Here is a 15,741-nt window from a genome sequence, read left to right on the forward strand (position 1 = left end):
GCATGCCCATGGCCGATGCCGCCGCTTCACCACCCTTCCCCGGCTCGCTTTCCACTGCCTCGACCCAGGCGGTGTCACGCACCCGCATGCTCGCGATCGACGCATTGCGTGGACTGGTCATGCTTTTCATGCTCGTCGACCATGTCCGGGAAACCTTCTTCCTCCACGTGCAAGTCAGCGACCCCATGGATCCGCTGAATACCCCGCCCGAGTTGTTCTTCACCCGTATCAGCAGCATGGTCTGCGCGCCTGTGTTCGTCTTCCTCACCGGCCTCTCTGCCTGGCTGTACGGGCAGTCTCACAGCCCTCGGGAAGTGTCGATTTTCCTGTTGAAACGCGGCCTGTTCCTGGTTTTCCTCGAACTCACCCTGGTCAACTTTGCATGGAACGCGACACTGGTTCCGACCACCCTGTGGCTGCAAGTGATCTGGGCCATCGGCCTGAGCATGATCGCACTGGCGGCACTCATTCACATGCCGCGCACCGCCCTGGCGATCGTGGGCGCGGTCATCGTCGCCGGGCACAATCTGCTGGACGGCATCGTCCTGACCGCCGACTCACCATTCTTCGAGATCTGGTCGATCCTGCACCAGCGCGCTTTTCTGGAAATCACCGAATACACTCGCGCCCGCACCACCTACCCCATCCTTCCGTGGATCGGCCTGATCGCCCTGGGCTATTGCACCGGCCCTTGGTTCGCCCGCGGCGCCGACCCGGCACGACGCCAGCGCCTGCTACTCAATTGGGGGATTGGCCTGATCCTGGGCTTCATCGCCATTCGCTATCTCAATGGCTACGGCGAAAAACCCTGGAGCGTGCTGGACGACAACGTGCGTACCTTCATGAGCTTCATGTCACTGACCAAATACCCGCCGTCGCTGCTGTACCTGATGCCGACCATGGGCGCAGGCTTGCTGCTGCTTGCATTGTTCCAGCGCCTCGAAGGCCGACAAGTGCTCAAGGTGCTGTCGCGCTACGGTGGCGCACCAATGTTTTTCTACGTACTGCACCTGCTGGTGCTCAAGGCGATGTACCTGCTCGCCGTGCAGATCTGGGGTTTGAACCATGGCAAGTACTACGGTTTCGACAGCTTGGGCGGAATCTGGCTGTGGACTGCGGTGCTGGCCATTGCCCTGTACTTTCCCACTCGTTGGTTCGCGCAGCTCAAACAGCGTCGGCGCGACATCGGCTGGCTGAAGTACTTCTGAGCGCGTTCGAGTCGCGCCTGCGTTACCGCTTGAACCGGGTAGACGACCGCTGATCGCCACCCTGCTCTCTTGCGCCGATATTTGAACGCATGGATGCACTTTAACGACTCTGGAGCAGTCCGACGGGAAGGCGTGGTATCACTATCACAATGATGTCAAAATGACATCGAGTGACAGGAGGTCGCCGTTTCTCGTCCTTGTCTGGGTCCTTCACATGCTCGCAGCTGTCCCTGAAAAAGATTCAAAGCACACCGCTCTTCAAGGTCTGGTTCAGGCGGCAGCGGCCATCACACACTGTTGCGGCGCCCTGCTCATCGAAGGCGCACCCGGCGCCTGGCACGTGACTGCCGCCTGCGGCACGACGCGCGAAGTGCCGGTCGATGCCGCCACCGAGTCCTGGCTGCGCATGCTGATGTCCTACGGCGACGTGGTCGACATCGGCGACGGCTCGCCTTTCATCCATTCGATCCCGGATTTTCTCGGTTCGCTGGCGGACACCTACCGCGTGTGCATCGCCGTCAAAGACCACAGCGACGCGCTCGTCGGCATCGTTCTGCTGGCGCTGACGCCACCGTTCAAGTTGCTCAGCGCCGCCCAGATCTACGCACTCAAGACTCACTCCGTTGCTCTCTACCACTCGGCGCCGTCCCTGCCGGTGGCCGCCAGTACCGGTCCTGCCGGAGTGATCGAGCGTCTGCGCCTGCTCGAATCGGTGGTCGTTCATGCCAAAGATGCGATCCTGATCACCGAGGCCGAGCCGATCGACCAGCCCGGCCCGCGGATCGTCTACTGCAACCCGGCCTTCCTGGCCACCACCGGGTTCAGCCTGAAAGAAATCGTCGGCAAGACGCCGCGTATCCTGCAGTGCGAGGAAACCGATCGCGGCACCCTGGATCAGATCCGCAGCGCCCTGTCCACGTGGCAGCCGATCGAAGTCGAACTGATCAACACGCGCCGTGACGGTACCCGCTTCTGGGTGCAGCTGAGCATCGTGCCGGTGGCCAACGAAAAAGGCTGGTTCACCCATTGGGTGTCCGTGCAGCGTGACATCACCGAGCGCAAGGAAGCCGAAGAAAGCCTCAAGCAGGCGCAGATCGACCGCGAGGAACAGGTAGCGCTGCGCTCGCGCCTGGTGGAGCGTGAACGAATCCAGGAAGAGCTGACCTACGCCGCCTTCCACGACGACCTGACCCGGCTGAAGAACCGCGCCTACTTCATGGCCAAGATTCAGGAAGTGTTCAACCTTGACCATGCCGAGCGCGAAGCGGCAGTGCTGTACATGGACCTGGATCGCTTCAAATACATCAACGACGGCATGGGCCACCGTGCCGGTGACATCCTCCTGCAGATCGTGGCGCAGCGGCTGGAGTCCTGCCTGAACGGCAACGCCGTGCTGGCGCGCATCGGCGGTGACGAGTTCGCCATCCTCCACACCGGCAATGGCTCCAAGCACGCTGCCATCGATACCGCGCAACGGGTCATCCAGGCGCTCGGCGTCGCCGTCGACGTCGAGGGCCAGGCGATCTTCACCTCCTGCAGCGTCGGCATCGTCAAACTCGATGCCGCGCACACCAGCGCCGAAGACCTTGTCCGCGATGCCGACGTCGCCATGTACGCGGCAAAGAAACAAGGCCAAGGCAAATGGACCCTGTTCGACCTGTCCATGCGCCAGGCGGCGGTCGATTTGCTGCTGATGCGCAACGCGCTCAAGCACGCCTTGGCGCGAGAAGAGTTCTACCTGGTCTACCAGCCAATTTTTGCCGCCCGCTCGCGCCGCATCGAAGGCGTGGAAGCGCTGGTCCGCTGGCAGCACCCCGTGCTCGGCAACGTGCCGCCCGACGTGTTCATCGCAGTGGCGGAAGACATCGGCATCATTCATGAAATGGGCCGCTGGGTCATGCAGACCGCCTGTGCCGAGCTCAAGCGCTGGAACGCCAATGCGGCCTGCACACTGAAGCTCAACGTCAACGTCTCGGGTGCCGAGCTCAACCATGTCGGGTTCGTGGCAAAGGTCGCGGAAATACTGAAGGACACCTCCTTCAGCGCCCACAACCTGCAGATCGAAATCACTGAATCGGTCTTCCTCAACGAACCGGAAACCGTGGCGATCGCCCTCGCCGACCTGCGCGAGCTGGGCGTACACATCGCGTTGGATGACTTCGGTACCGGCTACAGCTCGCTGGGCTACATTGACCGCTACCCGATCGACTCGATCAAGATCGACCGCTCGTTCGTCACGCGCATGATGACCCACAGACGCACCATCGCCATCGTCACCAGCATCCTGTCGCTGGGCAGCGCCCTGGATGTCGACATCGTCGCCGAAGGCGTGGAAACCCAGGACCAGTTGGACCGGCTGCAGGCATTGGGCTGCCCGTTCGTCCAGGGCTACCTGCTCAGCCCGCCGCTGCGCGGCGAGGAAATGCGGCAGCTGATGGCAGCGCGCAACGATACCTGAAAGCTACCGCGCGCCTGATCACATCAGGCGCGCGGCGGTGGAGGCATGTTCGCAGGTGGATAGCTTTTGAAAACGGATCGAGGCTAAGCTGCGCGCTCTACGGAAGGAGTCTGGAATGAAAACACTGTCTGCACTATTGATCCTGAGCGTACTGAGCGGCTGTGCCTCCTACAGCGACCAAGGCACCGGCGAAGGCGGTCGCGAGATCGGCAGCAAGGGCTACACGGTGCGCTGTGACGCCACGCCCGCCAATCAACCTGGCTGCTATTCTCCGCCGCCCTCTTATTCGTGGAATTTCATGAAGAATTTCCATCTCAAGCTTGGGCAGAACTGATCCGCAAGATCGGCCGCCTTCACGGCTTCCAGCGACCTCCCTCCACGATGACCAGATTAGGGTCGGTGTCCGCTGGCAAGTCCTTGCGCACGTACTGGTCATAAAGCTTGAGCAGGGCTTTCTCTTCACCCAGCTTGGCCAATTCGTCGTTCACCCAATCGCGCAGCTCGGTGTTGCCTTTCTTCACGGCCGGTGCGATAGGCGCCTCATCGCCCAGCTTCTGGGCGAGTACGCGGTAACCGGGGTTCTGTTTGGCCCAGTTGAACAGCACGAGGTTGTCCTGGGCATAGGCGTCGCCGCGGCCGCTGGCCAGGGCTTGCAGTGATTCGGAGTTCTTTTCGAACTTGAGCAGCTTCCAGTCAGGGTGATTCTTGGTCAACCACAGATCGGCCGTGGTGCCGGTGGTGACGATGGTGGTCTTGTCGGCCAGGTCATCGAGCTTCTGTACGCTGCTGCCGTCCGCCACCAACGCCTGCACGGCGACACGCAGGTTCGGGTTGGTGAAGTCCACCGCCTGGCTACGCTCGGGTGTCACGGTCATGTTGGCCAGGATCAGGTCGACCTTGTCGCTCTGCAGAAACGGGATGCGGCTGGCCGGCTCGACGCTGACGAACTCGATTTTCTTCTCGTCACCCAGCAGGTCCTTGGCGAAGCGCTTGCCCAGGTCGGTGTCGAACCCGACGTATTCGCCCTGCTCATTGACGAAACCAAAGGGCGGTTTGTCGCTGAACACCCCGACGATCAGCTTGTCGCGGGCCTTGATGGTTTCCAGGTAGCTGGTGGCAGGTTTCGCCGTCGCGGCTGGGGTGGCGGCCTTGGGTTCGGCCGGTTTATCGCAACCGGCCAGCAATCCAAGAGCGAGTACGGGTAGAACCAGGGCAGTTTTGAAGTTCACGATGCTTTCCTTTTCGGCATGTTTTCTACGTAGGAAAACCTTTCCAGGAACTGCTGCGCGCGTGCGGTCTGCGGGGCGCTGAAGAAGGTTTCGGGATCGTTCTGTTCCGCGATACGGCCGCGGTCCATGAACAGAATGCGGTCGGCCACCGCGCGGGCGAAGGCCATTTCGTGGGTAACGATGAGCATGGTCATGCCGCCCTGCGCCAGATCGAGGATCACCTCGAGGACTTCCTTGACCATTTCCGGATCCAGCGCAGCGGTGACTTCGTCGAACAGCATGACCTTGGGGTTCATGCACAGTGCCCGCACAATGGCGATCCGTTGCTGCTGGCCGCCCGACAGCTCGCGGGGGTAGGCGTTGGCGCGTTCGGCCAGGCCAACCCGAGCCAGCAGCGCCTCGGCCTGCTGCCGCGCTTCCCGGGCATCGCGCTTCTGCACTTGCAGCGGCCCCAGCAGCACGTTCTGCAGCACGGTCATGTGAGGAAACAGGTGATAGCTCTGAAACACCATGCCGATCTGCTGACGCACGCGGCGCCAGTCGGCATTGGCAGGCAGCAACTGCCCATCGAAAGTGAAGGTACCGCTGTGGCCCAGTTCCAGGCCGTTCAGGCAGCGCAGCAAGGTGCTCTTGCCGCAGCCGCTGGGGCCCAGGATCACCACCACCTCGCCTTCGGTCACCCGCAGATCGATGTCAGTCAGCACCGGTGTATCGGCGAATTTCTTGCTGAAGCTTGCGAGTTCGATCAATGCGCTCATGCGTGATTCCAGCGCCGTTCAAGCACGCGGGAAGCGGCCGACAGCGGATAGCAGACGATAAAAAAGAAGACAAACAGGAAGCCGTAGATCAGCACCGACTCGTAGGTGCGCTCGATGATCTGCTGGCCCACCTTGGTGATGTCGACAACGCCGATCAGCACCGCCAGCGAACTGGTTTTGAGCAAACGGGTGCAGACGTTGATGACCGGCGGCGTGAGGCGCTTGAGCGCCTGGGGCAGCAATACCCGACCGTACAACTGGCCCAGGCCCAGGCCGATGGCCAGTCCTGCCTCGCGCTGCCCGCGGGGTATGGAGCGCAGCGCGCCACGCACGACTTCGCCAATCTCGCTGGCGCCCCACAGCGACAACACCAGCACCGCGCACCAGAACGCAGGCAGGCTGACGCCGAAGAAGATTGGCAGGCCAAAGAAGAACAGGTACAACCAGACCAGTACCGGAATGGCGCGAAACAGCTCCAGGTAGCCCCTCAGCGGCACGTCCAGCCAGCGCTTGCCCAGGCTGCGCAGCACGCCATAGAACAGGCCGCCGACACTGCTGAACAGGATCGCAAGCGCGGAAATACCCAAGGTGCGACCGGCCCCGGTCAGCAGTTGAGGTACCGATACCCAGAGCAGCTCAAGACCCGAACTGGCCATGTTGGAGCCTCCTTTCCAGCAGGCCCAGCAGCAACGACAGCGGCAAGAACAACAGCACGCACAACCCGGTCATCACTGCCAGCATCTCGTAGGTCTTGTAATACAGAGCGATGTAACTCTTGGTGGTGTAGAGAATTTCCGGCACGGCAACGGCCGACACCACCGTGGTCTCCTTGAGCAGGAACACGAAGTTGGCGAACAGCGCAGGCAAGCTGAGAATGCCTGCCTGGGGCAGCACTACCTGGCGCAACAGCTGCCAGCGCGACAGACCGATGGACAGGCCAGACTCGATCTGCGACTTGGGCACCGCTTCGATGCCCGCGCGCAGTATTTCGGTCAGGTACGCACCTCCCATGAACGTCATGGCAATGACCGCCGCCGCGAAACCGGAAATCCGCACGCCCAGAGCGGGTAAGGCGAAGTAGATGAAGAACAGCTGAATCAGCAGCGGTGTATTCCGCGCAAGCTCGACGTATAGCGGCACGAGCCGATGCAGCACCGGGACCCGAAACGTGGCGATGGCCGCGTTGAGCACCGCGACGGCAAGTGAGCTCAGGATGGCGATCAAGCCGACTTGCAAAGTGACCCCCACGGCGCGCGCAAAAGCGGGAAGCGTGGACAACGCGAACGCGTAGTCGAAGGTCATCGGTTGACCTCCAGACGTGTTGAAATAGATAAAGCGAACATCGGAAAGCGCCTGCGTCTGGCTTGCGGTCGCTGAGTGTAATCGACCGTTTTCAATCCAATTAATACTGAATAAACATAAGCTTAGACAGTGATCGTCAGGCCCCTCTTGCGTGGCGGACTTGACAGTCATGATCGCCACTAGCGCTTGTAGTGACAGTGAAAGAGGGCAATGCGAGGCGCCCTGCCCTCGGGTCGAGCATCTAAGGGGTGTAGCTTTCCAACAGATATTCGCAACAAAATATGAATAATAACCATTCCTATTTGTTACAGTTCTGCTTGTGCTGATCGTCGAGACGGAGGCGCGGCCTGATTTCGTCCCTCAGGCAAACAACGTTTAACGAACAGGAGTCCCCATGCCGGCAAAAAAAATCTTTGCCTATCACCCGCTGACACTGGCGATGCTACTCAGTGGCCCGCCACTGAGCACGGCCTACGCCGCCGACAGCGCCAGCGCTGCCATATCCAACGCCACCCTGGAGCTGCAGGAAACCACCATCGATGCCCAGGCCCTGGAAAACCCGAATGGCCAGATCCGTGGACCTGTGGCGACTCGCAGCACCAGCGCAAGCAAGACCGACTCGGCGATCAAGGATATTCCTCAGTCGATTTCGGTCATCACCCGCGACGAGATGGACAACCGCAAGACCGACACCTTGGCCGAGGCCTTGAGCTACACGCCAGGCGTGATCGCGCAGCCAGGCGGGTTCAGCCGTGTAGCCGACGACTTCGTGATCCGTGGCTTCAACGTCGGCTCAGGCACCGGCGGCATCCTGCGCGACGGGATGAAACTGCAAGGCAGCGTGTATGACGGAGGCATCGAGCCCTACGGCCTGGAGCGCGTGGAAGTGGTCAAGGGTGCTTCTTCTGTGTTGTACGGCCAACTGTCGCCAGGCGGTCTGCTCAACACCATCACCAAGCGCCCGACCGACACGCCCCTGCATGAAGTCAATGTCGAATACGGCAGCCATGCGCGCAAACAGTACAGCTTCGACCTGGGCGGCCCGATCGACGACGCCGGACAGTTCTCCTATCGCCTGACCGGCCTTTGGCGCGACAGTGGCACCCAGACCACCGATACCGACGACGACCGCCGCTACATCGCACCCGCCTTCACCTGGCGCCCGAACGAGAGCACCTCGCTGACGGTCCTGGCCAACTACCAGGAAACCCGTACCGGCTTTGCACCACCGCTGGATTTCGACCTGACCACCTCGTCCAGCACTCGCTACCCCAAGGTCGACCGCGACCTGTTCACCGGCGAGCGCGGCTTCGATCACTACAACAACTACTCGACCAGTCTGGGCTACCTGTTCGAACACGATTTCACACCCGACTTGAAAATCCGCCATTCGCTACGCCACTTCGAGGCGGACCTGAGCTGGGACTACATGCAGATCGCTGATACCGGCAGCGCCGCCCTGCGCGACCGAGGCCAGCTGGCGCGCCGAGCTAGCATCCGCCGCGAGCGCTCAGAAGGCTGGACCAGCGACAACAACATGCAATGGACCCTCGACAGCGGCCGCTGGCAGCACACCCTGCTGGCGGGCGTGGACTACTACCACAAGACCTACGACTCTCATCGCTTCGCTGGCGCCAACTCCATGTTCAGCCCGGCCAATCCGGTGTACGGCGCTGCGACCAACGTCACAACCGCCAACACCGGCTCGGACCTGCACAGCGCTCAGACCGGCGTCTACCTGCAAGACCAGATCAAGTTCGACGACAAGTGGATTCTGCTGCTGGGCGGTCGTCAGGATTGGGCCGAAAGCCGAACCTACAGCTTCGCCACTGGCGCTCGCACGCCGCGCGATGACAAGAAAGCCACCGGTCGTATCGGCCTGGTCTACCAGGCGGACAACGGGCTGGCGCCTTATGTCAGCTGGAGCCAGTCGTTCCTGCCGGCCAACGTCTTCAACGCCAACGCCAACACCTCGTTCGATCCGACCGAGGGCGAGCAGTACGAGATCGGCGTACGTTACACCCCGCCCGGTACCACAGCGCTGCTGAGCGCTGCGGTCTACGACCTCAAGCAGAAAAACTCCCTGAGCACCGACCTCACCGGCAACAGCGTGCAGTTCGGTGAAACCCGCTCACGCGGTGTGGAGCTTGAGGCCAAAGCGGAGATCACCGCGAACCTGAGCGCCACTGCGTCGTACACCTACACCGATGCAAAGATCACCGACGATGCGGTGTCCACCCGCGTAGGTACGCGCATCGACGGCGTGCCGTATCACATGGCCAACCTGTGGGCCGACTACCGCTTGACTGCCTTGGGCCTGCCTCAGGTCATGGTCGGCGGCGGCGCCCGGTACATGGGCACCAGCCGTACGTCCACCTCGGACGCCAACGAGAAGGTCTCCGCCTACACCCTGTTCGACGCGAAAGTCACCTATGAAGTCGACAAGAACTGGACCGTGGCCATGAAGGCGCAAAACGTCGCCAACGAGAAGTACCTGTTCTGCAACGTCTCGTGCCGCTACGGCGACGAGCGAGCGCTGATCGGTTCGGTCAACTATCGCTGGTAAGGGCTGATCATTGACACGTCGACCAGCCTCTTTGGTTAGTATCAGGTTCGCCTGGTAGATTGGGCTTTGTATCTGTCACGCACTGGAAACGAAGAACACAGGTGTACGGCACACATGCCTATTTGAACCGGGCGTTCATTTCTTCCAGGCTCAAGGTCAAGTCAGTGTCTATGCCAGACAGACGTTCGATGGCCAGGCGTTCAGAACGCAGATACTCAAGGTCATCCTGCAGCGCTTGATAAGCGACCTGTTTTCGCACCAACGACCGAGTGTCTTGGTAGACTTGTCTCCCGTCACGTTTCGTACGGAGCCGACCTGCATAGCAAACACCTCGCCAGCCCTTTTTCGTCCTCGAATAACGGCCCCGGCGAAAGTGGTTAAGGTCATTCTCACAGTGGTAAAACTTACCACTCACCCCACGAAAACGTCCGAAAACGCCCGAAAACTGGTTCAAAACGCGCAGAGTAAAATGGTACAGAATGTAGCTGAAACGCCCGCCACGCCTAGCCTGGAGCCCTTCCGCCGCTTTAGCGTGGCGCCCATGATGGATTGGACCGACCGCCACTGTCGCTACTTCCTGCGCCTGCTCTCGCGGCACACCTTGCTCTACACCGAAATGGTCACCACCGGCGCTTTGCTCAATGGCGATCACGAGCGCTTTCTGCGCTACGACGATGCCGAGCACCCCATCGCGCTGCAGTTGGGTGGAAGCACGCCGGCGGATCTGGCCGCTTGCGCGCGCATGGCGCAGGCGCACGGTTACGACGAGGTCAATCTCAATGTGGGTTGTCCCAGCGATCGTGTGCAGAACAACATGATCGGCGCCTGCCTTATGGCGCACCCTGCGCTCGTGGCCGATTGCGTCAAGGCAATGCGCGATGCGGTGTCGATTCCGGTCACGGTCAAGCACCGCATCGGTATCAATGGCCGCGACAGCTATGAGGCGCTGTGCGATTTCGTCGGACAGGTACGCGAGGCGGGCTGCCGCAGTTTTACCGTGCACGCACGCATCGCCATTCTTGAGGGCTTGTCGCCCAAGGAGAACCGTGACATTCCTCTACTGCGCTATGACATTGCCGCGCGCTTGAAGGCGGATTTCCCGGACCTTGAAGTGATACTCAACGGCGGCATCAAGACGCTGGAAGCCTGCGCCGAGCATCTGCAGACCTTCGATGGTGTGATGCTGGGACGCGAGGCCTATCACAACCCATACCTGCTGGCGCAGGTCGACCAACAGTTGTTCGGCAGCGACACGCCGGTGATCAGCCGTTTCGACGCGCTGCGGCAGATGCGGCCGTACATCGCCGCGCATATCGCCTCAGGCGGCGCCATGCACCACGTTACGCGGCACATGCTCGGCTTGGGTACGGGCTTTCCCGGCGCGCGCAAGTTCCGTCAACTGCTGTCGGTGGATATCCACAAGGCCGATGACCCGCTGGCGCTGCTCGATCAGGCCGGGGCATTGCTCGAAGGGCGCTGATCGCCCAACGATGCATCATTGACCCGATAGGAGCGCATACTCGATCCATTGAACCGTCGCGCGGCGCGACACTCGAACGTAGGTCTTTCCGCCGCCCTCCCCCTGCTGCACGCCCTTGGCCCTTGAGCCGGACGCAGCGCTCGGGTAACGTCATTCATTCGCACAGGACAGAGCACGCTCATGACTTCCAAGCTGGAACAACTCAAGCAAATGACCACCGTGGTCGCCGATACCGGCGACTTCGACGCCATCTCCAAGCTCAAGCCGGTCGACGCCACCACCAACCCGTCGCTGCTGCTCAAGGCTGCCTCGCTGGAAGCCTACAAGGACATGCTGCGCAAGACCATCAGCGACAGCAACGGTGATGTCGGTCTGGCGTCGGACACTTTCGCGGTCGCCGTGGGTACCGGGATCCTCAAGGCCATCCCCGGCCGCATCTCCACCGAAGTCGACGCGCGCCTCTCTTTCGACGAGCAGGCCCTGCTGGCCAAGGCCAGCCAGATCATCGACCTGTACGAAAAGGCCGGTGTCGGTCGCGAGCGTGTGCTGATCAAGCTGGCCTCCACCTGGGAAGGTATCCGCGCCGCCGAGAAGCTGGAAAAGGCAGGCATTCAGTGCAACCTGACCTTGCTGTTCTCCTTCGCCCAGGCACAGGCGTGCGCCGATGCTGGTGTGTTCCTGATCTCGCCGTTCGTGGGTCGCATCTACGACTGGTACAAGAAATCCACCGGCCAGGAATACACCGGTTCCGACGATCCAGGCGTGCAGTCGGTAACGCGCATCTACAACTACTACAAAGCCAACGACTACAAGACCGTGGTCATGGGCGCCAGCTTCCGCAACATCAACCAGATCGAGCAGTTGGCCGGTTGTGATCGCCTGACCATCAGCCCGGAACTGCTGCACAAGCTGGCCGAAGATGGAGGCACGCTGGAGCAGAAGCTCAAGCCAGGCAATGCCGGTGAACCCAAGCAGATTTTGACCGAGGCGCAGTTCCGCTGGGCGTCGAACGAAGACGCGATGGCCACGGAAAAACTGGCTGAAGGCATTCGTCAATTCGCTCGCGATCAGGAAAAACTCGAAACCCTGCTGACTGCCAAAGTTTCCTGATTCCAGTTTGCCGCATACGAAAAAGGCGACCGCAAGGTCGCCTTTTTTCTTAGCCGAGCGAGTCACCCGAAGGTACTCAGCTGCGTTCCAGCGCGTTCACCAGATCGTGGAAGGCTTCGCGGTTGGACTCGTTCAGGCCCATGAGAATCTTGTGCGCTTCCAGCACCTTGGCCCTAACCACATCCTCGGACAGATCCTGCGAAGGCAGGTCGGTCAGGCAGTCGGGGCAAGGAATCGGGCGACCGACGATGTTGAACACCTGATCGAAACCCATGGACTGCAGCAGGCGCGTGATGTCCTCGTGAGTCGTCACCACCGTTGGCAGCAATCCGACTTTTTGACGAGACATGATCGACAACTTGGCCAGCAGGCCCAAGGTGGTGCTGTCGATGCTGCGGGTTTCGGTCAAATCGATCACGATGGCTGAAAAATCGAGGGCGGTGAAGATCCGCTCGATCGTCGCATCCAGCGCCGAGCAGAGCGTCAGGCGCACCTCACCCACGAATTTCAACACGAACGTTCCGCTTTGTTCAGCAAACTGGATTCTACCAGTACTCATGCAAGGTTCCTGCTCAGCACCATCAGGGCGATATCATCCGGCATCTCCCCGAGTGTGGCCAGTCCAAACTTTTGCCGCAAGCCATCCAGGCTGCCGCCCGCTGCACTGACGATCTCAGGCAATGCAGCTTCTTTTTCCTTAAGCGTTTCGCCTGGCAGCAAGTCCAGTATCCCATCGGAAAGCAGGGTAAGGCTGAACTGCTCCGGCAACGCCATGACGTGATCGGTATACGTGGCTTCGTTGAACAGACCCACCGGCAGGCCGCGTCCCTGCAGGTACTGCGTTTGCTCGGGGGTGTACAGCACCGGAAGCGGCAAATGCCCGCCGATGCTGTAGGTCAACAGCCCGGTGTGCTCGTCGATCACCCCGCCGACCATGGTGACATGCTTGCCCAAACGCGTGTTGATCAAACCCCGGTTGATATGGCCCAGCACGTCGGACGGTTTGAATTCGGGCATCGCACCACCCCGCCTTGATTCGAACATGAGGCGGGTGGTCATGAATTTCAACAGCACCGTGACGAATGCCGATGAAGCGCCATGACCGGATACGTCGGCCAGATAGAACGCCACGCGGTGCTCGTCGACCCGGAAATAGTCGACGAAGTCGCCCGACAGGTACAGCGACGGGATGATCTGGTGTTCGAAACTGAATCCGTCGGTGCTCCAGGGACTCTGCGGCAGCATGTTCATCTGCACTTGCCGGCCGGCAGTCTGGTCTTCCTGCAGCAGATGCAGGCTGGCTTCCAGTTCACGATTGGCCGTTTCCAGCTTCTCGCGGTAGCGACGATTCTCCAGCAGCAGCCGCGAGCGATCCAGGGCCCGGCGAACCGAGTGCTCAAGCACGGCCAGATCTTCAAGAGGCTTTATCAGGTAATCGGCGGCACCCAAGCGCAATGCTTCGACTGCGTCATTCATCACACCGGCACCGGACAGCACGATCACTGGAATATCGGGAGAACGCTCGGTCACCTGGCGAATCAATTCAAGGCCGCCCACCTGCGGCATGCGCAGGTCGCAGATGACGAGATCGGGCTGTTGTTGCTCGAAGACCTGGAGGCCCTGCAGGCCATTGTTCGCCTGCAGCACGCTGAAGCTGCTGTCTTCGAGGTAGGCCGCAAGGCTTGCGCGCACCACATCGTCGTCATCGATGATCAGCAGCGTTGCACTGGTTTTCTGCATGTGGGCAAACGGCGCCAGAAATTGGTTGTCGTAAGTAGGTCAGCAATGTAAAAACTGGCGATGCAAGCAATGGGTCGCCTACCTTTACTTCTAGCCTCTCGCAGAGGCGAATACAAGCGCTGGGTGCCCTGAGCATTCGGATGCAGAGGTGCCTTGTAAGGCGCAGACGGTACTCCCATCCGGCAAGCGTTTCAAGGGTGTTGCGACACGGGCCAGGGCGGGCCGATTGGCCTATTACCTTGGGTTATAAGAACGTTAACAATAGCAACCAGATCGAAGGACAAACCATGAGCCACAGTGATCGTGACTACAGTGAGAAACGTGATTTCATCCGCATGACTGTGGATGCAAAGGTCGACCTCAGGGTCGGCGACGTTGTCGTTCCCGCCGTATGCAAGGATCTTTCGAGCACCGGTATGCAGCTGGAAGCCCAGACTCAATTGAGTGTAGGAGATCAGGTTGGCGTCCATTTGCCTTCCAACCATCCCACGCTCAGCGATCTGGACATCCAGGCGGAAGTGATACGCGTAGAAAGCTCGAAGCAAGATGGTATGCAGATCATAGGCCTGCACACATTGAGCATGGACTGAACGCCGCGCATGAAAAAAGGCGACCCTCGGGTCGCCTTTTTCATGCCTGGTTACAATTAAAAATCGTCTTCCACTTGGCCATCTTTGACCCGGAATTCACGGTTCTGCAAGTAAGCGTTACGCAAGAAGATGTACTTGTCGCCGTTGATCAGCTTTTCAGCCGACAGCAAGCTTGCGCGCGTATCCACCAGATTCACGCCCAGCGTGGTATTGCGGGTCGGCACGTGGTCGATGTAGCGATACGGTGAGGTATAGGTATCGGGATACTTGGCGAATGCATCGCGCACGGTGCTTGGGCCCATCAGCGGCAGGACCACGTAAGGCCCACTGCTTACACCCCAGTAGCCCAGGGTCTGGCCGAAATCCTCGTCGCTGCGCTGCAGGCCCATCTTGGTGCCCACATCGAAGAAGCCGAACAGGCCGAAGGTGGTGTTGAAGATCAGCCGCGCAGTGTCGGTACCGGCAGCGGCAGGCTTGAGCTGCATGACGTTGTTGGCCAGGTTGCCGACGTCGCCGATGTTGCTGAACACGTTATGAATGCCGTCTTCCAGGAACTGCGGGGTGATCCACTGGTAGCCTTGGGCAATAGGCTTGAGCGCATAGGTATCCAAGGTATCGTTGACCCGGAAGATCGCACGGTTGACCGGCTCCCATGGATCCTCTTCGGCGGCCTGTGCTACCACGGGCGCCACGGCAAGCCCCAGGAGCAGACAGGCTCCAGCCACTCGATCGATGACAGCTGAACCGGTCAGACGCATACGTGTTACTCCTTGAGATACGATTGGGTCGCATGCGACCGCCAACAAAATGTGGCCCAGTATAAAGTGTCCAGGCCGGATTAGGCAGTGCGCTGGCGAACGCAGCGCTGCCGATCAATCTGAACGTACCCATGCCAGACTTCAGGCCCGCCCTCAAGTTCATTCGCGCAGCCGTCTGGAACGGCATGGAATTCCAATGATGCGAGCCGACACGGACCTTTGCGCACGGGGCGCGGTCCATGTAAGTGCCTATCACTCAAGGAGAACGTCATGCCAGCCCGCGAATTGCAGGAACAACTCGATGAACTGCGCGAGCAACTGGAAAAGAACCAGACGCTGTCGCTCGAGGAGCGTGAAGACATGCGCGTCCTGATGGAGCAGATCAAGGCGCGCATGGAGCTGGAAAATGCCACGGCGGACCCGTCCGTCGCCGACAGCGTGAACCTGGCCGTCGAGCGCTTTGAGGTGGACCACCCTGGCGTGGCCGGCGCACTGCGCAATATCGTGCAGACGCTCGGCAACATCGGTATCTGAAGACGGTA

15 protein-coding genes are annotated in these 15,741 nt (G+C 60.4%); 8 read left to right on the forward strand and 7 right to left on the reverse strand.

Annotated elements, in window-relative coordinates:
* Positions 1-2 precede the first annotated feature (2 nt).
* From IFT76_RS18860 to IFT76_RS18870, 3 genes are all read left to right on the forward strand, one after another.
* Positions 3-1,208 (forward strand): DUF1624 domain-containing protein, encoded by a 1,206-nt coding sequence (locus tag IFT76_RS18860; RefSeq protein WP_446731109.1) that lies wholly within the window; start codon positions 3-5, stop codon positions 1,206-1,208.
* A 214-nt stretch (positions 1,209-1,422) separates the two neighbouring features.
* A complete protein-coding gene (locus tag IFT76_RS18865; RefSeq protein ID WP_192059788.1) occupies positions 1,423-3,666 on the forward strand; it encodes a putative bifunctional diguanylate cyclase/phosphodiesterase in 2,244 nt (747 codons plus the stop codon).
* A gap of 115 nt (positions 3,667-3,781) precedes the next feature.
* On the forward strand, positions 3,782-4,000 hold the full coding sequence (locus IFT76_RS18870; RefSeq protein WP_185793144.1) for a hypothetical protein: 219 nt from the start codon (positions 3,782-3,784) through the stop codon (positions 3,998-4,000).
* 19 nt (positions 4,001-4,019) lie between these two features.
* Here IFT76_RS18870 and IFT76_RS18875 read toward each other — a convergent pair whose 3' ends face one another.
* The 4 genes from IFT76_RS18875 to IFT76_RS18890 are packed head-to-tail and all read right to left on the reverse strand — an operon-like array spanning position 4,020 to position 6,955.
* The gene (locus IFT76_RS18875) at positions 4,020-4,895 is read right to left on the reverse strand and encodes a transporter substrate-binding domain-containing protein (RefSeq protein WP_122477588.1); all 876 of its coding nucleotides are present in this window, start codon (positions 4,893-4,895) and stop codon (positions 4,020-4,022) included.
* Complete coding sequence (locus IFT76_RS18880; RefSeq protein ID WP_122797098.1) at positions 4,892-5,653, reverse strand: amino acid ABC transporter ATP-binding protein; 762 nt, start codon at positions 5,651-5,653, stop codon at positions 4,892-4,894. The genes IFT76_RS18875 and IFT76_RS18880 overlap by 4 nt, the downstream gene beginning before the upstream one ends.
* A complete protein-coding gene (locus IFT76_RS18885) occupies positions 5,650-6,309 on the reverse strand; it encodes an amino acid ABC transporter permease (RefSeq protein WP_192059790.1) in 660 nt (219 codons plus the stop codon). Before IFT76_RS18885 ends, IFT76_RS18880 begins: the two co-directional genes overlap by 4 nt.
* Positions 6,290-6,955, reverse strand: a complete 666-nt coding sequence (locus tag IFT76_RS18890) for an amino acid ABC transporter permease (RefSeq protein ID WP_185793142.1) — start codon at positions 6,953-6,955, stop codon at positions 6,290-6,292. The genes IFT76_RS18885 and IFT76_RS18890 overlap by 20 nt, the downstream gene beginning before the upstream one ends.
* 394 nt (positions 6,956-7,349) lie before the next feature.
* Between IFT76_RS18890 and IFT76_RS18895 the strand changes: the two genes are divergently transcribed.
* The 3 genes from IFT76_RS18895 (at position 7,350) to tal (ending at position 12,111) form a co-directional block, all read left to right on the forward strand.
* On the forward strand, positions 7,350-9,521 hold the full coding sequence (locus IFT76_RS18895) for a TonB-dependent siderophore receptor (RefSeq protein ID WP_192059792.1): 2,172 nt from the start codon (positions 7,350-7,352) through the stop codon (positions 9,519-9,521).
* A 469-nt stretch (positions 9,522-9,990) separates the two neighbouring features.
* The gene (gene dusA / locus IFT76_RS18900) at positions 9,991-11,001 is read left to right on the forward strand and encodes a tRNA dihydrouridine(20/20a) synthase DusA (RefSeq protein ID WP_192059793.1); all 1,011 of its coding nucleotides are present in this window, start codon (positions 9,991-9,993) and stop codon (positions 10,999-11,001) included.
* A gap of 180 nt (positions 11,002-11,181) precedes the next feature.
* Positions 11,182-12,111 (forward strand): transaldolase, encoded by a 930-nt coding sequence (gene tal, locus IFT76_RS18905; RefSeq protein WP_192059795.1) that lies wholly within the window; start codon positions 11,182-11,184, stop codon positions 12,109-12,111.
* A gap of 76 nt (positions 12,112-12,187) precedes the next feature.
* On the opposite strand, the gene rssC is transcribed toward tal, so the two are convergent.
* A complete protein-coding gene (gene rssC, locus IFT76_RS18910; RefSeq protein ID WP_122477478.1) occupies positions 12,188-12,670 on the reverse strand; it encodes an anti-sigma factor antagonist RssC in 483 nt (160 codons plus the stop codon).
* Positions 12,667-13,851 (reverse strand): two-component system response regulator RssB, encoded by a 1,185-nt coding sequence (rssB, locus tag IFT76_RS18915; RefSeq protein WP_122477476.1) that lies wholly within the window; start codon positions 13,849-13,851, stop codon positions 12,667-12,669. The genes rssC and rssB overlap by 4 nt, the downstream gene beginning before the upstream one ends.
* Before the next feature lie 287 nt (positions 13,852-14,138).
* Between rssB and IFT76_RS18920 the strand changes: the two genes are divergently transcribed.
* Positions 14,139-14,441, forward strand: coding sequence for a PilZ domain-containing protein (locus IFT76_RS18920; protein ID WP_122477474.1), 303 nt, complete (start codon positions 14,139-14,141; stop codon positions 14,439-14,441).
* Positions 14,442-14,497: 56 nt separating this feature from the next.
* On the opposite strand, the gene IFT76_RS18925 is transcribed toward IFT76_RS18920, so the two are convergent.
* Positions 14,498-15,199: an MlaA family lipoprotein gene (locus IFT76_RS18925; RefSeq protein WP_122477473.1), complete on the reverse strand. Its 702-nt coding sequence runs from the start codon at positions 15,197-15,199 to the stop codon at positions 14,498-14,500.
* Positions 15,200-15,469: 270 nt separating this feature from the next.
* Here IFT76_RS18925 and IFT76_RS18930 point away from each other — a divergent pair, with 270 nt between their 5' ends.
* The gene (locus IFT76_RS18930) at positions 15,470-15,733 is read left to right on the forward strand and encodes a DUF4404 family protein (protein ID WP_122477471.1); all 264 of its coding nucleotides are present in this window, start codon (positions 15,470-15,472) and stop codon (positions 15,731-15,733) included.
* Positions 15,734-15,741 lie beyond the last annotated feature (8 nt).

Origin of the sequence: Pseudomonas sp. CFBP 13727 (assembly GCF_014841915.1) — a bacterium.
In the GTDB taxonomy this organism is placed as follows: Bacteria; Pseudomonadota; Gammaproteobacteria; order Pseudomonadales; family Pseudomonadaceae; genus Aquipseudomonas; species Aquipseudomonas baltica.

Bases quoted from the DNA above. Each gene is read 5' to 3' on its own strand.
- IFT76_RS18860 (WP_446731109.1), top strand. From the start codon at position 3: ATGCCCATGGCCGATGCCGCCGCTTCACCACCCTTCCCCGGCTCGCTT.
- IFT76_RS18865 (WP_192059788.1), top strand. From the start codon at position 1,423: ATGCTCGCAGCTGTCCCTGAAAAAGATTCAAAGCACACCGCTCTTCAA.
- IFT76_RS18870 (WP_185793144.1), top strand. From the start codon at position 3,782: ATGAAAACACTGTCTGCACTATTGATCCTGAGCGTACTGAGCGGCTGT.
- IFT76_RS18880 (WP_122797098.1), bottom strand. From the start codon at position 5,653: ATGAGCGCATTGATCGAACTCGCAAGCTTCAGCAAGAAATTCGCCGAT.
- IFT76_RS18885 (WP_192059790.1), bottom strand. From the start codon at position 6,309: ATGGCCAGTTCGGGTCTTGAGCTGCTCTGGGTATCGGTACCTCAACTG.
- IFT76_RS18890 (WP_185793142.1), bottom strand. From the start codon at position 6,955: ATGACCTTCGACTACGCGTTCGCGTTGTCCACGCTTCCCGCTTTTGCG.
- IFT76_RS18895 (WP_192059792.1), top strand. From the start codon at position 7,350: ATGCCGGCAAAAAAAATCTTTGCCTATCACCCGCTGACACTGGCGATG.
- dusA (WP_192059793.1), top strand. From the start codon at position 9,991: ATGGTACAGAATGTAGCTGAAACGCCCGCCACGCCTAGCCTGGAGCCC.
- tal (WP_192059795.1), top strand. From the start codon at position 11,182: ATGACTTCCAAGCTGGAACAACTCAAGCAAATGACCACCGTGGTCGCC.
- rssC (WP_122477478.1), bottom strand. From the start codon at position 12,670: ATGAGTACTGGTAGAATCCAGTTTGCTGAACAAAGCGGAACGTTCGTG.
- rssB (WP_122477476.1), bottom strand. From the start codon at position 13,851: ATGCAGAAAACCAGTGCAACGCTGCTGATCATCGATGACGACGATGTG.
- IFT76_RS18920 (WP_122477474.1), top strand. From the start codon at position 14,139: ATGAGCCACAGTGATCGTGACTACAGTGAGAAACGTGATTTCATCCGC.
- IFT76_RS18925 (WP_122477473.1), bottom strand. From the start codon at position 15,199: ATGCGTCTGACCGGTTCAGCTGTCATCGATCGAGTGGCTGGAGCCTGT.
- IFT76_RS18930 (WP_122477471.1), top strand. From the start codon at position 15,470: ATGCCAGCCCGCGAATTGCAGGAACAACTCGATGAACTGCGCGAGCAA.